This is a genomic window from uncultured Aggregatibacter sp. (assembly GCF_901873365.1).
GTDB lineage: Bacteria > Pseudomonadota > Gammaproteobacteria > Enterobacterales > Pasteurellaceae > Aggregatibacter.
This window is the reverse complement of record NZ_CABFLM010000082.1, coordinates 42,454-58,255: the sequence shown is the minus strand read 5'-3', so window position 1 is coordinate 58,255 and position 15,802 is coordinate 42,454. Positions and strand designations below refer to the sequence as shown.

Here is a 15,802-nt window from a genome sequence, read left to right as displayed (position 1 = left end):
TCATTTGAGGAGAATGATTTATGCCTTCAACCAATGTCACTAAATATGGTGATATTTCAGAAAAGACAGGCGTCTATGCCATTGCTAATTTGTTAGCACACGCCGAACCAATTTTGGTAATCAGCAAATTCGGACAAGTTAAACCTATGCCGAAAAATGCTAGCCAAAAAATTAAATTCCGTCGTGCTGTTCCGTTTAAACCAGCACTCACCCCATTAACTGAGGGAGTGCGCCCTGAATCCCAAAAAATTAAATATGAGGATGTAGAAACCACCCTCAAACAGTACGGTGCATGGGCAGAAATCACAGATGTTATCCAAGACACTAAAGAAGATGAAGTGTTGAAAGACGCAACTAAACTTTCTGGCGAACAAGCCGCGGAAACCGTAGAACTTTTGACTTTTGGTGCAATTACAGGTGGCACTAATGTTGTCTATGCAAATGGTGTAGCACGTAATGCGGTGAATAAACCAATTTCATTAGCAAAACTTCGTCAAACTGTGCGCACGTTAATGAATAACCGTGCCAAAAAAATTACATCCATTTTAGATGCGTCTATCAAAATCGGAACAAAACCGATCGAAGCCTCTTTCGTCGCAATCTGCCATACTGACCTAGAGCCGGATTTACGTCAATTACCAGGGTTTAAATCTGTGGCTGAATATGGTAGCCGATCTGTAGTCTCTCCATATGAATTTGGGTCGGTTGAAAACATCCGCTTTATCACGACGCCGCTTTTTACACCGTTGGCAGATGCCGGCGCAACAAAAGGTAGTGAAAAAGTGTTGTCTACCTCTGGCACAAATGCAGACGTTTATCAAATCCTTGTGTTAGCACAAGACGCATTTGGTATTGTGCCGTTGAAAGGCAAGGAATCGGCAGAAATCAAAGTGCGTAATCCGGGGGCACCGTCACATGGCGATGAACTTGGCCAGACCGGTTCTGTTGGCTGGAAAACATGGCATGCGGCACTAATCCTGAATCAAGCATGGTTGGCGCGTATCGAATGCGCGGCTTCTGAACTTTAAAATGTAACCCAATAAGCCCTGTTAATTCAGGGCTTTTTATTTAAGGTAGAAAGATGAGTTATCCATTTATCGATTTAGACAAAAGCAAAAAAAGCGATTTAATTAATCACTTAAAAGAGCAGTGCGGTTTGGAAAAGAAGGATTCAGATAGCAAAGACGATTTAGTTAATGCGATTTTGGAGTTTGAAGAAAATAACGGACTATTGCGTCCGGCTGAGCTAATACCAAAATCAATTTTCACAACACAATCCGAAGAAGATTCTGCGCAAACTTCCGTTGCATTAAGCGATAACCTAGATGATTACCCAAAAGTTAGAATTAAAATCAGCACTGGCCTTGGTTTTGATGGTGCAGAAGACGTGATTGTATGGCTAAATGGTCGATCTTTTCAAATGCAGCGTGAAAAAGAATTGGTGGTTCCTGAGCCGGTTTATCAGTTGTTGATGGATGCAAAAAGCATCGTTGGATCACAAACTAAAGAAGGCGAAATCGCAAAAACCGTAGTGCAGAATTACAACGTTCATTTTTTGGGTAACGCCTAATGAATTTCCTACAACTTGCTCAAAGGTTACGCCGTGAAATGAACGATACAGGCGAAGGTCCGTATAACGTTACCAATCAAGCCGGTCGTAACCTTGAGTATGTTGATGCAATTCGTGAAGCGTGGTTAGATATTCAATCCTTGCGTCCATGGAATGAATCGTTTTGGAGTGATGGCTTTTCTGCGGATCATTTACAGCAGTTAGAGACTTCCTCCGATACGCCTTTCATTCCTGAACATTTTCACATAGCGATTGTGTACTATGCCATGCAAGGCAAGGCTTTATCTCAAAATGCGCAGGAATTAGTCATGCGCGGTCAGAATGAATGGGATAAATATCTTCATTTGTTCTGCTCTCAATTCTTACCAACCCCATCTTTAGGCAAATAAATGGCACAACTTCCGCGAATCCAATCGCAGTTTATTGCGATCAGTGGGGGTATGGATTTAACCACACCACCGATTGCAAAAGCAAACAGTGAAGCGACCAGTGCATTAAATGTGCAGCCTAATTATGGCGGTGGTTTTTCTCGCATTGATGGCTATGAATGTATTGATGGGAAAATGATACCGTCCGAAATGAGCTATGCAGTTTTGATTGTCGGGGACATCCATGATAAAGACAGGTTTAGCAACAAAGCATTCGTATATGAAGGAAAGCAATACCGGATTATTGACGTACTGGATAATGCTTTTGTGGTCACCTTTCTCAAACCCATCAACATTACTAACGGCGTAAATCTCACTGTCAACGGCGTAAATCTCACTGCCACTTATGTGAATAGTGGCGTTGATGGCGAACTTGAAGATGACTTGCGCTATCGAAGTATGGCATTTCAGTTCGGTGTAGATTCCGTTTCGGTAGTTCCCGGAATGGATAAAATTCGTGGCGTGATTGAACTTAATGGAGAGGTGATCGCCTTTCGTGATAACGGCGAAAAGTGCGGTGCGTTTATCAGTTCAAATAACGGTTGGTCGCCTGTTCCAGCAAGTTATCTCGTAAAATTGAAAAATTTGGTGAAGCCTGAAAACTTACTGGATAACTCTAATTTTACCTCCGGCAATGTTAAAGGGGTTATTTACTCCGTTACATTATCGCCTGATAGCACGTCAGGCTATGCCGTATTGTCGCAATCCGTTACAGCTAATCAGCCATTACAGGTTAATGGTATCACCGTTGCCACAGTGGAAACTTGCGATCTTGTAACGTTTTCAAAAGGTAAAAGCTGGCAAATCATCTACCATAATTTTTATGGTGGATCGAATACGTTTTACGCCTACGGTTGTAATGGGGAGCAGGTCATTGAAGTGCGCCCAAATGGCGTGATTGTTCCCGTTTTGGTGAACAATGATAACCCACAATATATTTGCGCACATCGCAACCATTTATTTGCTTCATTTCCGGGTGGGCAATTAGGACACTCTCTTGTTGGTCATCCTAATCAATGGTCTGTGCTGTTAGGTTCTGAACAATTTGGATTGGGTGATGAAATCACGGCACTTGCATCGACAGTGGGTGGTGTGCTTATCGTGGGTTGCCAAAATAAAACGGCAGGTCTCTATGGTTCTGGTCGTGATGATTGGGTACTGAAAGATATTTCCCCTGTCGGCATTCACCAAAACACACTGCAAACCTCTTTCGTGCCATTGGCTATTAGCCGGAACGGCCTAACAAGAATTGATCAGACAGAACAATTTGGTGATTTTAGATTAAGTGAAGTAGATGCAAATCGTAAACTTGGTTTTGATAAACAACATTACAATATTGCTTATTCCTCTACTAAACCGAAGTCCAATCAGATCCGCTTTTATTCTGCCGAAGGTCATCATCTGTGTATTATGTTTCAGCCTGACGGCACAACAAGAAGCACATTTTTCACCTACCCTGAACCGCTCAAAGGTTTATGGCAATCACCCGATAACGTCTATATGGCATTTGAAGACGGCAAGGTTTATCGCCAGTCTGATAATTGTCATTCGTTTTCGGGCAAGCAAATTGATTGGATTGTGAAGATGGCATTTAATCATTGCGGTTCTCCGACTTTAATTAAGAGCTGGCATAGCGCAGAGCTACAGGCGACAACCGAAGGGAAATCCAAGTTAAGTTATCGCTTTGATCTCGACTATAACTCCAATTACCACGCAGCAACACTTGGCAAAGATTTACAAATTGCCGGTGGAGGAGGGCGTTGGAACGACTCCCTATGGAACGACTTCCTTTGGTCTGCGGAAGACTATTCGGCACCGACATTCCACTTATCCGGCTACAGCCGCAATATCGCCTTATCGTTTTCAGGCTCCTCTATTTATTCACCGCAGTTTGAAATTAGTGGTCTTATTTTAAATTACATTGCACGGAGAAACTATCGTGTCTAAAAAAAAATGGTATAAGCGAACACACCAATTCACACCATACACAAAAGCGGATGGGCAAGCCGTATCAGACGAATTTGATGCTATTCAGGCAAGTTTTGAAAGAATTCCTGAAATGCGTGATGATGGAAAAGGCTTTGCGGTAAGTCCATTAATTCCGGAGCCAACCGATCCGAATCACCCTGTCCCATTTAAAATGCTAACGGAAACAGAAGCCAGTGTGAATAATGCACGTGATGATGTCATAGCTAAAGCAAAACAAGTCGCACAAAACACACAGACCGTTGAAACAAATACACAAACCGCGATCAATCAGGCTAACTCCGCCACTCAATCTGCCACCTCTGCGGCGACAAGTAGTCAATCCGCCGATGAATCGGAAGATTGGGCCCGCAAATGGGCATCGAATCCGATTGATGAGCCTGTTTCCGGCGATAAATATTCCGCCTATCACTATGCTTCAAAAGCCGCCACATCAGCCCAAAATTTATCTGCTGCAGAACAATCTGCTAAAACCAACGCAAACATCGCCGTACAAAAAGCGGAAGAAGCAAAAATATCAGCGGATAGAGCAAAAAGCATTGCTGATGGCGAAGTTGAATATGAGAAAGTCCTTAATGTTCCTCGCGCATCCGGTACACAGGCAGGTATCGTGCAGCTCACCGATGACACCGGAATCGACAGTGATAAGCTAGGATTATCCGCACGAGCTGGCAAGAAACTCGCACAAATGATTGCGGTTGTGCAACTTGCTTTAAATAACTATATCCCGCTTAACAAACGCTCATCATCAGTTAATAGTAATGACGAAAATAATGTAGCGACATCAAAAGCAGTAAAGACAGCTTACGACAAGGGCGTTGAAGCAAAAAACGCTGCAGACAATGCACAACGGACTGCTAATTCAGCAAATGATAACGTAAACACCAGAGTCGATAAATCAGGCGATACGATGACAGGCAATCTGTCATTTAAACAAGGTGATTACATCGGCATTAATTTTTACAACAATGATGACTATTATCTACGACTAGAAGGCAATCCTAAATCCAGTAGTAATATGCTCACATTCGTATATCGCCAACCAAACGGCGAAAACGTCGCAGTGGCATCTTTGCCCAAAAAAAACGGCACAATTGCTTATGTAGAAGATGTCGTATTAAAAAATGGCGGCGGCATGAGAGGAACCATATCATTTACCGATTCGACAGAAAGCTACAAAATAGGAGGGTACTCGTGGGGTATGCCGATTAGATTTATCGGCGATGCTTTCATCGGCAACGAAGTAACTGGGATAGGATTCAATAATAATGGCTCAATCCACCTAGGTGGCAGACCAAACTCAAATGAATTTTTGGTTTCTATTGATTCTGCCGGCATTTATACCTCCGGCAATGTACGCTCTTTGGATGTCGTATTAAAGAGCGGGAAAAAACTCTCTTTATCGCATCAAACAACTGACCGATATGTTGAGACATCGACCGATACTTATGGTGGTCTAAAAATAAATCGACCTGGCAAGAAAGATGAATTACTTGTTGAATCGAATGAAATTGGCGGATTTAGTTTAATTAGACGCAATAAAAATAATGGCAGTAATTTTTATGCCATCAACACACCTACCAAAAATGGGACGTTTGCACTCTTGGAGGATTTCCAATATTCCAAGGTTGGGAATTTTGAAATATACCGGTTCCCCGATGGGACTATGTGGCAAACCTATTTTGTGCAAGAAACTTTGCGAGACTATCAAGATATTCAACCAAAATCGAACAAATCTTTTACCTGGGCACAAGCATTTGTAGGATCTCCTCTGATTTTTGAAACGGTTATGTCATCAAACGAAACGCTCTCTTGTTACGCAAATATATTTGTAACATCCAACAACCGAGTATGTTATTACAACCGAGCCATAACAACACATGGGGTTGTATCGTTTCCTGTTCATGTCAGATTCCAATTTTTTGCAATAGGGAGATGGAAATAATGGCTATTTATTATAAAGATGGTTTTTTTGATGATGTAAATGGTGGTTATGTGCCGGAAAGTGCGGTTGAGATCAGGGAAGATAAGTATCTTGAATTGCTTGAAGGCCAATCCCAAGGGAAACAAATCATCGAAGATAAATCTGGTCAACCTATATTAGTCGATCCACAACCAAGTGCGGCGTACGAATTGAATCTTGACACATTACAGTGGGAAATTTCGCCCTCAAAACAGGCCGCGCTTTTATCGGACACTCAAAACCAACTTATTGCAAACATTGATGCTCACGCCGCGGCAATATACAGCACATGGACACGTTTCGAAAGTGAATATCGTGAGCGCCAAGCGGCGGCGGAAGCGTATAAATCCGCAAATTATGAGGGTCAGTGCAGTCGTTATATCACTGATTTTGCGCGGCGTGCGGGGCTTAATAATAAAGCCGCAACAAACTTAATTTTGACGCAAGCGGCAGGTCTTGAAAAATTGCAGGTTGAGCTCGCCAACCAACGCATGCGTAAGTATGAACTTAAGCGGCCAAATCTCAAACTTGAGCAATTGCAGTCAATTTATGATGACATCGTTAAGCAGATGGATCTACTCATGGAGGCTTACCAAAATGGCTAAAGTTTATTTGGCACTTTATAAACACCAGCGTAGTTGGCTTAAAGAGCCAATAAAGTTCATTGCGGATCGAATAACGCGCTTTTTCACTAAAGGGACCTATTCTCACTGCGAAATTGCCGTTGAACGGGGTTCGAATGGTTATGACTGTTATTCATCATCAGTGCAAGATGGCGGTGTGCGTTGTAAGCGAATTGATGTCTCTGACGCATCGAAATGGGATTTGCTATCACTTGATGATGTAAGTGAAGATCAAATTAAAGCTTATTTCAACCGCACTTGCGGTGCGAAATATGACTGGTGGGGCGCATTAGGGATTGTGTTAGGCGTTAAGCAAAAGCGTAGTAAATATTTTTGTAGCGAATGGTGTTTTAATGCTATTCATGGTGGTGAAAGCGGATGGTATTTCACCCCTAATCAGCTTTCGGTTATTTTTACCAAAGTAAGTAATCATTAAAAATTTTCAACAAGAGACCGCCGAAGTGCGGTCTTTTTTTTGTAGGAGAATATATGTCAATTCTAGGCTCAATGACCGAGGCGCTAAACAAAAAACAACCTCGTGCGCCAACCATTTCACAAACACCGCCACAAGATAACTCACAAACTATGGCAAGCAATGTGGCAAACATCCTCAATAGTAATTCGTTATTAATGAGATCTGCCGCAGCCAAAGGCGAGCGTATCGCGGCTAACCGAGGATTACAAAATTCAACCGCCGGGGCAGAGGCTGCACAGCGTGCCATGTTAGATGCTGCCATGCCGATTGCAAGTCAAGATACGCAGAACGCTTTTACCGAAAAGCAAACACGCTTGCAAGCTGACTTGAATTACCAAAACCAAAGTAAACTTAACCAACAACAAAACCAATTTGCCGCTGAGCAAGCTGGACTGGACAGAGGTCATCAGCGTGGTATGGCGCAGTTACAGTCTGATTTAGCCTATAGTAATCAAAGTCGATTAAACCAAGCGCAGAATAAATTCAGCGCAGAGCAGGCAGGATTAGATCGTACTCAACAAACTAATCTTGCTAAATTGCAAGCTGACTTGAATTACCAAAACCAAAGTAGGTTGAATCAGCAACAAAACCAATTCACGGCTGAACAAGCAGGATTAGATCGCACTCATCAGCGTGGTTTAACCCAACTCCAAGCCGACTTGAATTACCAAAACCAAAGTAGGCTAAACCAACAACAAAACCAATTTACGGCTGAACAAGCAGGATTAGATCGCACTCATCAGCGTGGTTTAACCCAACTCCAAGCCGACTTGAATTACCAAAACCAAAGTAGGCTAAACCAACAACAAAACCAATTTACGGCTGAACAAGCAGGATTAGATCGTACTCATCAACGTGATTTGGCTAATATTAATCATAGCAACAATATGCAGAGACTCAATGCTGAAGTCTCTGCAAATACCATCGGAAAGTCTATTGATTTTGCACAACAAATAACGAACAACTTTGATGCACAAATCGCTGCCGTGTTAAATAACACATCGATGAAGGAGGAAGATAAAAAGAAAGCAATCAATATGCTGAAAGAAAGTCGTGATTCTGAAATGAATTTCATGTCGAGATTCATGCAAGGCATCCCGACAACAAGACAGAACTGGTCGTCATTCCCGAATTTGGGTGTGCCAAACATAGGTGTTTATTAGGAGGTAATTGATTATGGCATTTTGGGATACTGCATGGAGCGCAATTACAGGCGCATTTGATTCTACCGCAGATGGCGCGAAATCAAACGGTTGGGCAACCGATGCGCTTAATTGGATGGATAAAAACAAAGCGGCAACAAATTTATTAGGGAATGCGGTTGCCGGAATCGGTGGTTATTTTGCACAAAAAGAAGCCGGCAGAGATTTGATGAAACAGCAACGGGAATTACTCAATCTGCAGGATCAAATGAAATCAAAATACTCTACTGTACCGGATACAGATATATCCTATCGCAGTCTAACGGTTGATGAAGCACCAGGGTTAGCGAACGGCGGGATTTTGACAGAAATGAAGAAACTCACTGAGGCGAAAGGTGGTTAGTTATGGGCAGAATATCGGATAGTTTCGGTGAAATGATGGATAATGCCGGGTATGAACGATCCGGTGATCTTGGTGGAGGATGGTCAGAACATGAAAGTGGCGGTGGATATGAAAACTCAAGGGACAGGATGGATCGCCATCTTTCTAAATACGGGAAGGATGAAGCATATACTAATGAGTTTAACGAAAGAAACACGAATGGATGGGGTGGTAGTAGGAGCGCAATCAGTGGTGCAGTAAACAACACAAGAAATTCTCTTGGCTCAAATAAACATAGCTCTCTAACAAATAATACATTGGCACAATCAGGGCTTATTAATTCCCCATATGCTGATACCTGGAATAATTTCATTGATGGCGTAAAAAAAGAATCAACACTGCCAACAAATACGGCACAGTCCGTGAACGCAGGAAAAGTTGGTGCGAGTGCCGCTCAAAGAGATCTATTTGAGTTAACCAATAGAAAACAGGCATTTAACGGAATTGGAAACATGGTAAAAAATGTTGCCGATACCGTAATGCCCGCAAGCAGTGCTATAGAAACCCTCGGTAAGGCCGCCGCCGGTAAAACGCTAAGCAATCTAGGGAATATTGTTAATCGGTTTGATGACGTAAAAAGTAAAACCATTAATTCCCTCCCGTCTATTGATGACAAGATGGTGTACAACTATGAGATCAATAAACTGGAGGATGAGCTCAGTGATAAATACAACTCAACAGGAAACAAATGGACGAGGGGGGTAGGAAGTGTTACTGGGGGATTACTTTCTTTTGCAACAGGGTCGCCGGTCGGTGCAGTGGTCAATAATGGGATTGAGAATTATCAAGTGAACTCTGCTTTGCGAGATATGGCGAAACAACCCGGTCGTGAAACGTTGAAAGGATTAATCTCAGCAAGAGATGAGCGCATTGCACAAGCGCAGAAAGAAAGAGAGTTTAATCGCAACACGACCGGAGGCAGTGAAAATAACAAAGGAATCCTTAATACAATGTATTCCCGAACCAAACAACAGGATGACGAAGAACGCATTGAAGGCATTCCAACACTGACCAATTTATGGAAAAACGTTTACATTAAATAGAGGTAAAACATGGGTATTTTAGATTCAATGACACAACAAGCACAACCGCAACAGGCAATGCAACAAAATCAAAATAGTCAACAAGGTAGCATGGCACAAATGTATCAAATGCTAATGGAAAACTCCATGAATGCCATTGCAAATGTGGCGCAAGAACGCATTCAACAAAAAGGACCGGTCGACGGCATTGCAGATTTAGTTGCAACGGCGATGATTACTAACCTCCAAGCGGCTCAACAAAACGGCAAAACCATTCCACCGCAAGTGATGATGCAGGTGGCCAAAGACTTGGCTATGCAATTATTGCAACAAGTCGGCGTGCCTGAAGAACAAATTGATGATGTGTTGATTGATATTTTGATGAATGCATTAGATGAATTCGGCGAAGCGACAAACGGTATTTTGCCACCGGAAGAAGAGCAGCAATACGTTGACATGATCAACAAAGTGGCTGAAATGGAAAATCAACGCCAAGCACAAATGCAAGGCGGACAACAAACAATGCAACAGCAAGGGGTGTAGTTATGGGTTTTGGTGGCATTTTGGCGGCAATGGCGCAAGGCCTCGGCACCGGCATAGTAAAAAATGTGGAGCAAGGCTGGAAAAACGAAGAAACAGACAAGATGTTAGATTGGCGCACAAAAGAATCTGATAAACAACGCGCTTTCGATGCTGAACAGCAAGATAAAAAATTCCAACATGAGTTTGAATTGGAGGATCACAGATCCCGCAATGCCATCTCCGAAGCTGCCGCAAGAGCGCGCATTTCTGCTCAATATTCTAGAAGCAACTCAGGTGATGGAAATTCTCAGGCGCAAAAGAACTTAACCGGGGCAATGCAAGTCCTAGGGGTTTATGATGCTCAGTTAAATTCTCTTCAAGAAAAACTGGCGGTAACAGAGGATAAAGCACAGAAAGATGCCATTACAGAGCGAATCAATAACTTAGCCAACGAGCGATCTAATTACTTGAAACGCCCTGATACTATTGCTGCATTCAAAGGCGCAGAGCAGATGGGGAATGCGCTTTACATGACAAGCGGAGGGGATATGGATTTATTTAATCCAAAACCAAAGGTGCCGGAAGTACAAGAAGTGAAACCTACAATAACTCCACCTCAGCGGAACATAGTTGACATGAATAACCTTTCCGCGAAAGAAGTTGCTCAATTGGCTAAACAAAAACAGGAAGAACAATCTCGAATGAATTTTGCTAAGGCTTCCGAAGAAGCAAAAGAGTGGGCTGCAAAACATAATCAATACACCCCTTCAACATTTACCCCACGAACTTTCTAATAAAACGGCGGGTAATTCCGCCATCTTTTTTAGAGACTATTATCATTTATCCATTCATCAACCTGATCCGCCCACCGTTGCATCATTTCTTTTCGTTGTTCGGCATATTCCGCTTTATTATAAACAGCACGCACGCCTTGTTGCTCATGTGCTAAACTCTTCTCAATCCAATCACTATTAAAGCCCATTTCATGTAGTAGAGTAGAGCCGGTGCGGCGTAAATCGTGAACAGTGAAATCATCAATTCGTTGTTCGTCTTTATTGATAAATTTAATACAGTTAGCAATCACGCGGTTTAATGAACTATTTGCTATTGGCTGTCTGCGATTAATCCTACCAGGCAAAAGATACGGTGAGCCTTCCGAATAAATCTGAAATGCTACGATCAAATCAATAGCTTGTTCAGATAAATACACATTGTGCGCACGTTTGGCTTTCATGCGCTCGGCTGGGATTGTCCACACTTTATTTTTGAAGTCCACTTCATCCCATGTGGCATTAACCAATTCCCCTTTACGAACCATGGTGAGTAAGATAAATTTCACTGCTTTTTTTAACGCAAAATCCGACTGTGTTTCTTCAAGTGTATTAAAGAAGAGTTTTATTTCCCTTGGAGTTAGAACGCGTTCACGTTTCTTAAATGTCGCAATAGAAGAGTTCGCAATTTCATCAGCTGGATTTGCGAACTTATGGCCTCGCTGAATCGCATAGCGGTAAACGTTAGCAATTAAATCACGCACAAAAATTGCTGTAGATGGCGCACCACGTTCTTTAATTTTTTCACAGTGACTACGAATTTCATCTGCTGTGATTTCTGTCATTAAGCGGTTACCAAATGTATCTTTAATATCTCGTTCGTACGTAGCGACACGCAGAGCTTTAGTGCTATCAGCAAGCTGTACATCAGCAAGATATTTTTCAGCGAACACACAGAAGCGATCCGCATTACGAATTTTATTTCGTTCGGCACGTTTTTCAGTGGCGGGGGATATTCCTTCGCTTACTTGCTTGCGGGCGATCATTAAACGCTCACGGGCTTCTGCAAGATTTATACCGTCAGCACCATATTTACCGATGGTTAGCGTTTCCCGTCTGCCGTTGATTCGGTAGTCATAGCGAAAGGTTATAGTGCCGGCGGTGGAGACGGACACATAAAGCCCGTCACGGTCTGCCACTTTATAAACTTTGTCTTTAGGTTTAAGAGATTTGATTTTTGTATCTGTTAGCATTTTACGTCCACTTTTACCGTCATGAATTTGACGGTATTTTCGATCTTTTTTCTGACAAGCTCAAGGTTTTACCGTCAAATTTACCGATAGAAAAATAAACTACCACGAAACACAATGAAATAAGATGAAATAGAAAAGCCCTGTAAATACAGGGCTTAAGGTTATTTTTGAAATGATATGTTATTTTATGAAAAGCGGGTTTTTTATTCCCATTCGATAGTTGCTGGTGGCTTGCCGCTAATGTCGTACACGACGCGGGAAATGCCGTTCACTTCGTTGATGATACGGTTGGAGACTTTGCCGAGTAAATCATAAGGCAGGTGTGCCCAATGTGCGGTCATAAAATCGATGGTTTCTACTGCACGTAGTGAGATAACCCAATCGTATTTACGTCCGTCACCCATTACACCGACAGATTTCACTGGTAAGAATACGCTGAAGGCTTGGCTGGTTTTTTCATACCAACCGCTGTTGCGTAATTCTTCGATAAAGATGGCATCGGCTCGGCGTAATAAATCGCAGTATTCTTTTTTCACCTCACCGAGTACACGCACGCCTAAACCCGGGCCAGGGAATGGGTGGCGGTTGATCATTTCAGCCGGTAAACCTAAAGCTAGACCGATTTTACGCACTTCATCTTTGAACAATTCACGCAACGGTTCGACTAAGCCGAGTTTCATATAATCCGGCAAGCCACCTACGTTGTGGTGGGATTTGATGACGTGGGCTTTGCCGGTTTTGCTGGCGGCAGATTCGATTACGTCAGGGTAAATGGTGCCTTGTGCTAACCATTTGACGTTGGTGAGTTTTTTAGATTCATCATCGAATACGTCCACAAACACTTTGCCGATAATTTTACGTTTCGCTTCCGGATCTGATACGCCGGCAAGTTCGCCTAAAAAACGGCTTTCTGCATCGACACGCGTGATGTTTAAGCCGAATTTATTGCCGAACATTTCCATGACTTGATCGCCTTCGTTTAAACGCAATAAACCGTTATCGACAAACACGCAATGTAAGTTTTTGCCGATGGCACGATGTAATAACAACGCGACCACAGAGGAATCCACGCCACCGGATAAACCTAAAATGACTTCGTCATCGCCTACTTGCTCTTTAATGCGGGCAACGGCGTCTTCAATGATGTTTTCGGCGGTCCATTTGGTTTCGCAACCGCAAATGTTCACCACGAAATTAGTTAATAATTCCAAGCCTTTTTTAGTGTGTGTGACTTCAGGGTGGAATTGCACGCCGTAGAAATGGCGGCTTTCATCAGACATCGCGGCAATCGGGCAAGTTGGTGTTGTGCCGGTCACTTGGAAGTTTTGTGGCAAGCGGGTGACTTTATCGCCATGGCTCATCCACACATCCAATTTGTTATCGCCGTCATTGAGATCAGCGAAAAGTGCAGTGGTATTTTCCATTAAAACGGAAGCATAGCCGAACTCGCGGTGATCAGAGGTTTCGGTTAAACCGCCAAGTTGCATTGCCATAGTTTGCATACCGTAGCAAATGCCCAGCACAGGAACACCGGCACTAAAGACATATTCTGGCGCACGCGGGCTGTTTTCTTCCGTGGTGCTTTCCGGACCGCCGGAAAGGATAATCCCCGTTGGGTTGAAATCACGGATTTGTTGTTCGGTGACATCCCACGCCCAAAGCTCGCAATACACACCGATTTCACGTACACGGCGGGCGATAAGTTGGGTGTATTGGGAACCAAAGTCGAGGATGAGGATTTTATGGTTGTGAATGTTGGTCATGGTTGTAGTAGCCTTAGTTAGTTGTATAGCTAATTTGAATTTTAGTTTTATCACTGAAAATAATTAGAATATTATTTTTCAGGTCAAAGTTGATATGGTAATAATCTGAACGGTATGAACCATATAATCCTAATTCTTTGTAATTACATATTGTATTTTCCCAATATATATTCACAACACCCCAATCCTTACGGTGGTTATTGTCTATGTTAATTTCAACATCATTCAAATCAAGGTTAAGAGTTTTTATTTGCGCTTTAAAATTTTCCGTTTCAGGAATATTATTATTTTTTAGAAATTCCTCTAGTTGTTGTCTGTTTTTAGTATTCTTTAATAGATCTAATTGGCTCATTTTTATCTCATTTAGATTTTGGTTATATTATTTAATTAGGACAAAGGATAAGATCAAACATTTTAGGATTTACATAAATCCCGCATTTGATTTTGAAATTCTTCAAAGGAATACATGTAACACTTCTCCATTTAAAGAATCTTCCATTGCGCGACAGGTGGTTTCATTCAGCTGATAATCTAAACTGAGCAGAATGGTATTGGTTTTGGCGATTTTGGGTTAAAACATGTTTAATACTTGAGCAGGCGTTAAACAGTAGCTTTTGATGACATTAAAGGCTTGCTATTTAATCTCTGTCTGAGTACGGAAATTCACTGAGCTATCTAACATAATTTTTTCTCCCTTATTTAATTATGGAGAAGATTATATGCCGAATGCATTGCAACGCAATACGAAAACGTTGCCGATTTTAACCGCACTTTTAACGATGTTGATGTTCTATCACAAAACCGTGGCGCATTCTATCATTTCCCCCCTCTAACGTAAACGCTAGCGATTGTCTTACCACATAAAGTGCGGTGTTTTTTTCATTTATTTTTCAGTGACCCTAAATAAATGGCGACTAAGGTGATAAAGGCCCCGAACCATTGCCATACGTTGATGGGTTTGTGTAATAAAAATGCGTCGATAACGAGTGCAGCGACAGGTTCGGAAAGTAACAATAATCCGGTTAAGCCTAGACTGAGCAAAGGGATTGTGTAGGCAATCATACCCCAGGCGATGCATTGCATAACAACACCGTAAGTCAGAATTAAACTGATGTCCGTGAGTGTTGTTGGATAAAGGGAATCGGCGTTGAATATCAGTGATGGCAGAGTTAATGTGATGGTACCACTGATACTGATAAGCCACATGAGTGGAAAAATGGAAATCGGTTCAATGCGGTGTACTTGGCGAATCGATGCCATGGAGGCGGCGAGGCAGGCGCCGGAAAGTAATCCGATAAAAATACCATAGCCCGCTTCGATATTATGTTGAAGTTCGGGACTGGCAATAAGCACTACACCGACTATTGCGATAAGCAGGCTTGCAAGCTGTAATTTACTTTGCTGTTCTTGAAAAAACAGCCAACCAATAAATGCTAAAAAGAAGATTTGTAAGCTGTTTAATAGAGTGGAAATACCCGGTCCGACAGCGTAAATGCTTTCATGCCAAAAGGCTAAATCAAATGCGAGAAATATGCCTGAAGCGATTGCCCAAAATAAAGCCTTAGGTTGTTTTGGCAAGGGCTTACGATAAAGCTTCATTAAAAGCCCAAAAATTCCTGATGCAATTAGCAACCGCCAAAAGGCGATGGCGTAGGCGCCAACAGGAACAAATTTAACGATAAGGCTACCGAGCCCAAATAAGACACAGCCGATAACCAACATACTGGCCGCAAAACGATTTGATTGCATGGATGTTATAACTGATTAAAGAAAGTAGGGCGTGTAATTATAACAAAAGTGCGGTGGTTTTTTGCGGTGTTTTTCTTGCTTCGATTCGGCAAAA

At 42.3% G+C, this 15,802-nt stretch carries 16 protein-coding genes; 12 read left to right on the top strand and 4 right to left on the bottom strand.

Annotated features, from left to right (window positions below):
- Positions 1-20: 20 nt before the first annotated feature.
- Genes QZ106_RS07460 through QZ106_RS07405 form a run of 12 tightly spaced genes read left to right on the top strand, consistent with a single transcriptional unit; the run spans position 21 to position 10,967 of the window.
- A complete protein-coding gene (locus tag QZ106_RS07460) occupies positions 21-1,028 on the top strand; it encodes a N4-gp56 family major capsid protein (RefSeq protein ID WP_295976070.1) in 1,008 nt (335 codons plus the stop codon).
- 53 nt (positions 1,029-1,081) lie between these two features.
- Entirely contained in the window at positions 1,082-1,570 is a 489-nt protein-coding gene (locus QZ106_RS07455; RefSeq protein ID WP_295976069.1) for a hypothetical protein, read from the top strand.
- 38 nt (positions 1,571-1,608) lie between these two features.
- Entirely contained in the window at positions 1,609-1,959 is a 351-nt protein-coding gene (locus tag QZ106_RS07450) for a hypothetical protein (protein WP_295976068.1), read from the top strand.
- Complete coding sequence (locus QZ106_RS07445) at positions 1,960-3,945, top strand: hypothetical protein (RefSeq protein ID WP_295976066.1); 1,986 nt, start codon at positions 1,960-1,962, stop codon at positions 3,943-3,945.
- Positions 3,938-5,929 (top strand): tail fiber protein, encoded by a 1,992-nt coding sequence (locus tag QZ106_RS07440; RefSeq protein ID WP_367259975.1) that lies wholly within the window; start codon positions 3,938-3,940, stop codon positions 5,927-5,929. The genes QZ106_RS07445 and QZ106_RS07440 overlap by 8 nt, the downstream gene beginning before the upstream one ends.
- Positions 5,929-6,552, top strand: a complete 624-nt coding sequence (locus QZ106_RS07435) for a hypothetical protein (protein ID WP_295976064.1) — start codon at positions 5,929-5,931, stop codon at positions 6,550-6,552. Before QZ106_RS07440 ends, QZ106_RS07435 begins: the two co-directional genes overlap by 1 nt.
- The gene (locus QZ106_RS07430; protein WP_295976063.1) at positions 6,545-7,006 is read left to right on the top strand and encodes an enoyl-CoA hydratase; all 462 of its coding nucleotides are present in this window, start codon (positions 6,545-6,547) and stop codon (positions 7,004-7,006) included. The genes QZ106_RS07435 and QZ106_RS07430 overlap by 8 nt, the downstream gene beginning before the upstream one ends.
- A gap of 53 nt (positions 7,007-7,059) precedes the next feature.
- On the top strand, positions 7,060-8,208 hold the full coding sequence (locus tag QZ106_RS07425) for a hypothetical protein (RefSeq protein ID WP_295976061.1): 1,149 nt from the start codon (positions 7,060-7,062) through the stop codon (positions 8,206-8,208).
- A gap of 13 nt (positions 8,209-8,221) precedes the next feature.
- The gene (locus QZ106_RS07420) at positions 8,222-8,590 is read left to right on the top strand and encodes a hypothetical protein (RefSeq protein ID WP_295976060.1); all 369 of its coding nucleotides are present in this window, start codon (positions 8,222-8,224) and stop codon (positions 8,588-8,590) included.
- 32 nt (positions 8,591-8,622) lie between these two features.
- A complete protein-coding gene (locus QZ106_RS07415; RefSeq protein WP_295976058.1) occupies positions 8,623-9,672 on the top strand; it encodes a hypothetical protein in 1,050 nt (349 codons plus the stop codon).
- A gap of 9 nt (positions 9,673-9,681) precedes the next feature.
- The gene (locus tag QZ106_RS07410) at positions 9,682-10,194 is read left to right on the top strand and encodes a hypothetical protein (protein WP_295976057.1); all 513 of its coding nucleotides are present in this window, start codon (positions 9,682-9,684) and stop codon (positions 10,192-10,194) included.
- Positions 10,195-10,196: 2 nt separating this feature from the next.
- On the top strand, positions 10,197-10,967 hold the full coding sequence (locus QZ106_RS07405) for a hypothetical protein (protein ID WP_295976056.1): 771 nt from the start codon (positions 10,197-10,199) through the stop codon (positions 10,965-10,967).
- Positions 10,968-10,996: 29 nt separating this feature from the next.
- Here the strand turns inward: QZ106_RS07405 and QZ106_RS07400 are convergent, their stop codons facing one another.
- From QZ106_RS07400 to QZ106_RS07385, 4 genes are all read right to left on the bottom strand, one after another.
- Positions 10,997-12,196 carry a site-specific integrase gene (locus QZ106_RS07400; protein WP_295976054.1) on the bottom strand — a complete coding sequence of 400 codons (1,200 nt, stop codon included), beginning with the start codon at positions 12,194-12,196 and terminating at the stop codon, positions 10,997-10,999.
- 203 nt (positions 12,197-12,399) lie between these two features.
- Positions 12,400-13,959 (bottom strand): glutamine-hydrolyzing GMP synthase, encoded by a 1,560-nt coding sequence (guaA, locus tag QZ106_RS07395; RefSeq protein WP_295976053.1) that lies wholly within the window; start codon positions 13,957-13,959, stop codon positions 12,400-12,402.
- A 13-nt stretch (positions 13,960-13,972) separates the two neighbouring features.
- The gene (locus QZ106_RS07390; protein ID WP_295976051.1) at positions 13,973-14,311 is read right to left on the bottom strand and encodes a hypothetical protein; all 339 of its coding nucleotides are present in this window, start codon (positions 14,309-14,311) and stop codon (positions 13,973-13,975) included.
- Between the two features lie 527 nt (positions 14,312-14,838).
- On the bottom strand, positions 14,839-15,708 hold the full coding sequence (locus QZ106_RS07385; RefSeq protein ID WP_295976049.1) for a DMT family transporter: 870 nt from the start codon (positions 15,706-15,708) through the stop codon (positions 14,839-14,841).
- Positions 15,709-15,802 lie beyond the last annotated feature (94 nt).

What these genes read in the sequence shown, in the direction of transcription:
- QZ106_RS07425 (WP_295976061.1), top strand. Translation starts at nt 7,060, where the DNA reads ATGTCAATTCTAGGCTCAATGACCGAGGCGCTAAACAAAAAACAACCT.
- guaA (WP_295976053.1), bottom strand. Translation starts at nt 13,959, where the DNA reads ATGACCAACATTCACAACCATAAAATCCTCATCCTCGACTTTGGTTCC.
- QZ106_RS07420 (WP_295976060.1), top strand. Translation starts at nt 8,222, where the DNA reads ATGGCATTTTGGGATACTGCATGGAGCGCAATTACAGGCGCATTTGAT.
- QZ106_RS07450 (WP_295976068.1), top strand. Translation starts at nt 1,609, where the DNA reads ATGAACGATACAGGCGAAGGTCCGTATAACGTTACCAATCAAGCCGGT.
- QZ106_RS07430 (WP_295976063.1), top strand. Translation starts at nt 6,545, where the DNA reads ATGGCTAAAGTTTATTTGGCACTTTATAAACACCAGCGTAGTTGGCTT.
- QZ106_RS07410 (WP_295976057.1), top strand. Translation starts at nt 9,682, where the DNA reads ATGGGTATTTTAGATTCAATGACACAACAAGCACAACCGCAACAGGCA.
- QZ106_RS07400 (WP_295976054.1), bottom strand. Translation starts at nt 12,196, where the DNA reads ATGCTAACAGATACAAAAATCAAATCTCTTAAACCTAAAGACAAAGTT.
- QZ106_RS07435 (WP_295976064.1), top strand. Translation starts at nt 5,929, where the DNA reads ATGGCTATTTATTATAAAGATGGTTTTTTTGATGATGTAAATGGTGGT.
- QZ106_RS07405 (WP_295976056.1), top strand. Translation starts at nt 10,197, where the DNA reads ATGGGTTTTGGTGGCATTTTGGCGGCAATGGCGCAAGGCCTCGGCACC.
- QZ106_RS07460 (WP_295976070.1), top strand. Translation starts at nt 21, where the DNA reads ATGCCTTCAACCAATGTCACTAAATATGGTGATATTTCAGAAAAGACA.
- QZ106_RS07415 (WP_295976058.1), top strand. Translation starts at nt 8,623, where the DNA reads ATGATGGATAATGCCGGGTATGAACGATCCGGTGATCTTGGTGGAGGA.
- QZ106_RS07385 (WP_295976049.1), bottom strand. Translation starts at nt 15,708, where the DNA reads ATGCAATCAAATCGTTTTGCGGCCAGTATGTTGGTTATCGGCTGTGTC.
- QZ106_RS07455 (WP_295976069.1), top strand. Translation starts at nt 1,082, where the DNA reads ATGAGTTATCCATTTATCGATTTAGACAAAAGCAAAAAAAGCGATTTA.
- QZ106_RS07445 (WP_295976066.1), top strand. Translation starts at nt 1,960, where the DNA reads ATGGCACAACTTCCGCGAATCCAATCGCAGTTTATTGCGATCAGTGGG.
- QZ106_RS07390 (WP_295976051.1), bottom strand. Translation starts at nt 14,311, where the DNA reads ATGAGCCAATTAGATCTATTAAAGAATACTAAAAACAGACAACAACTA.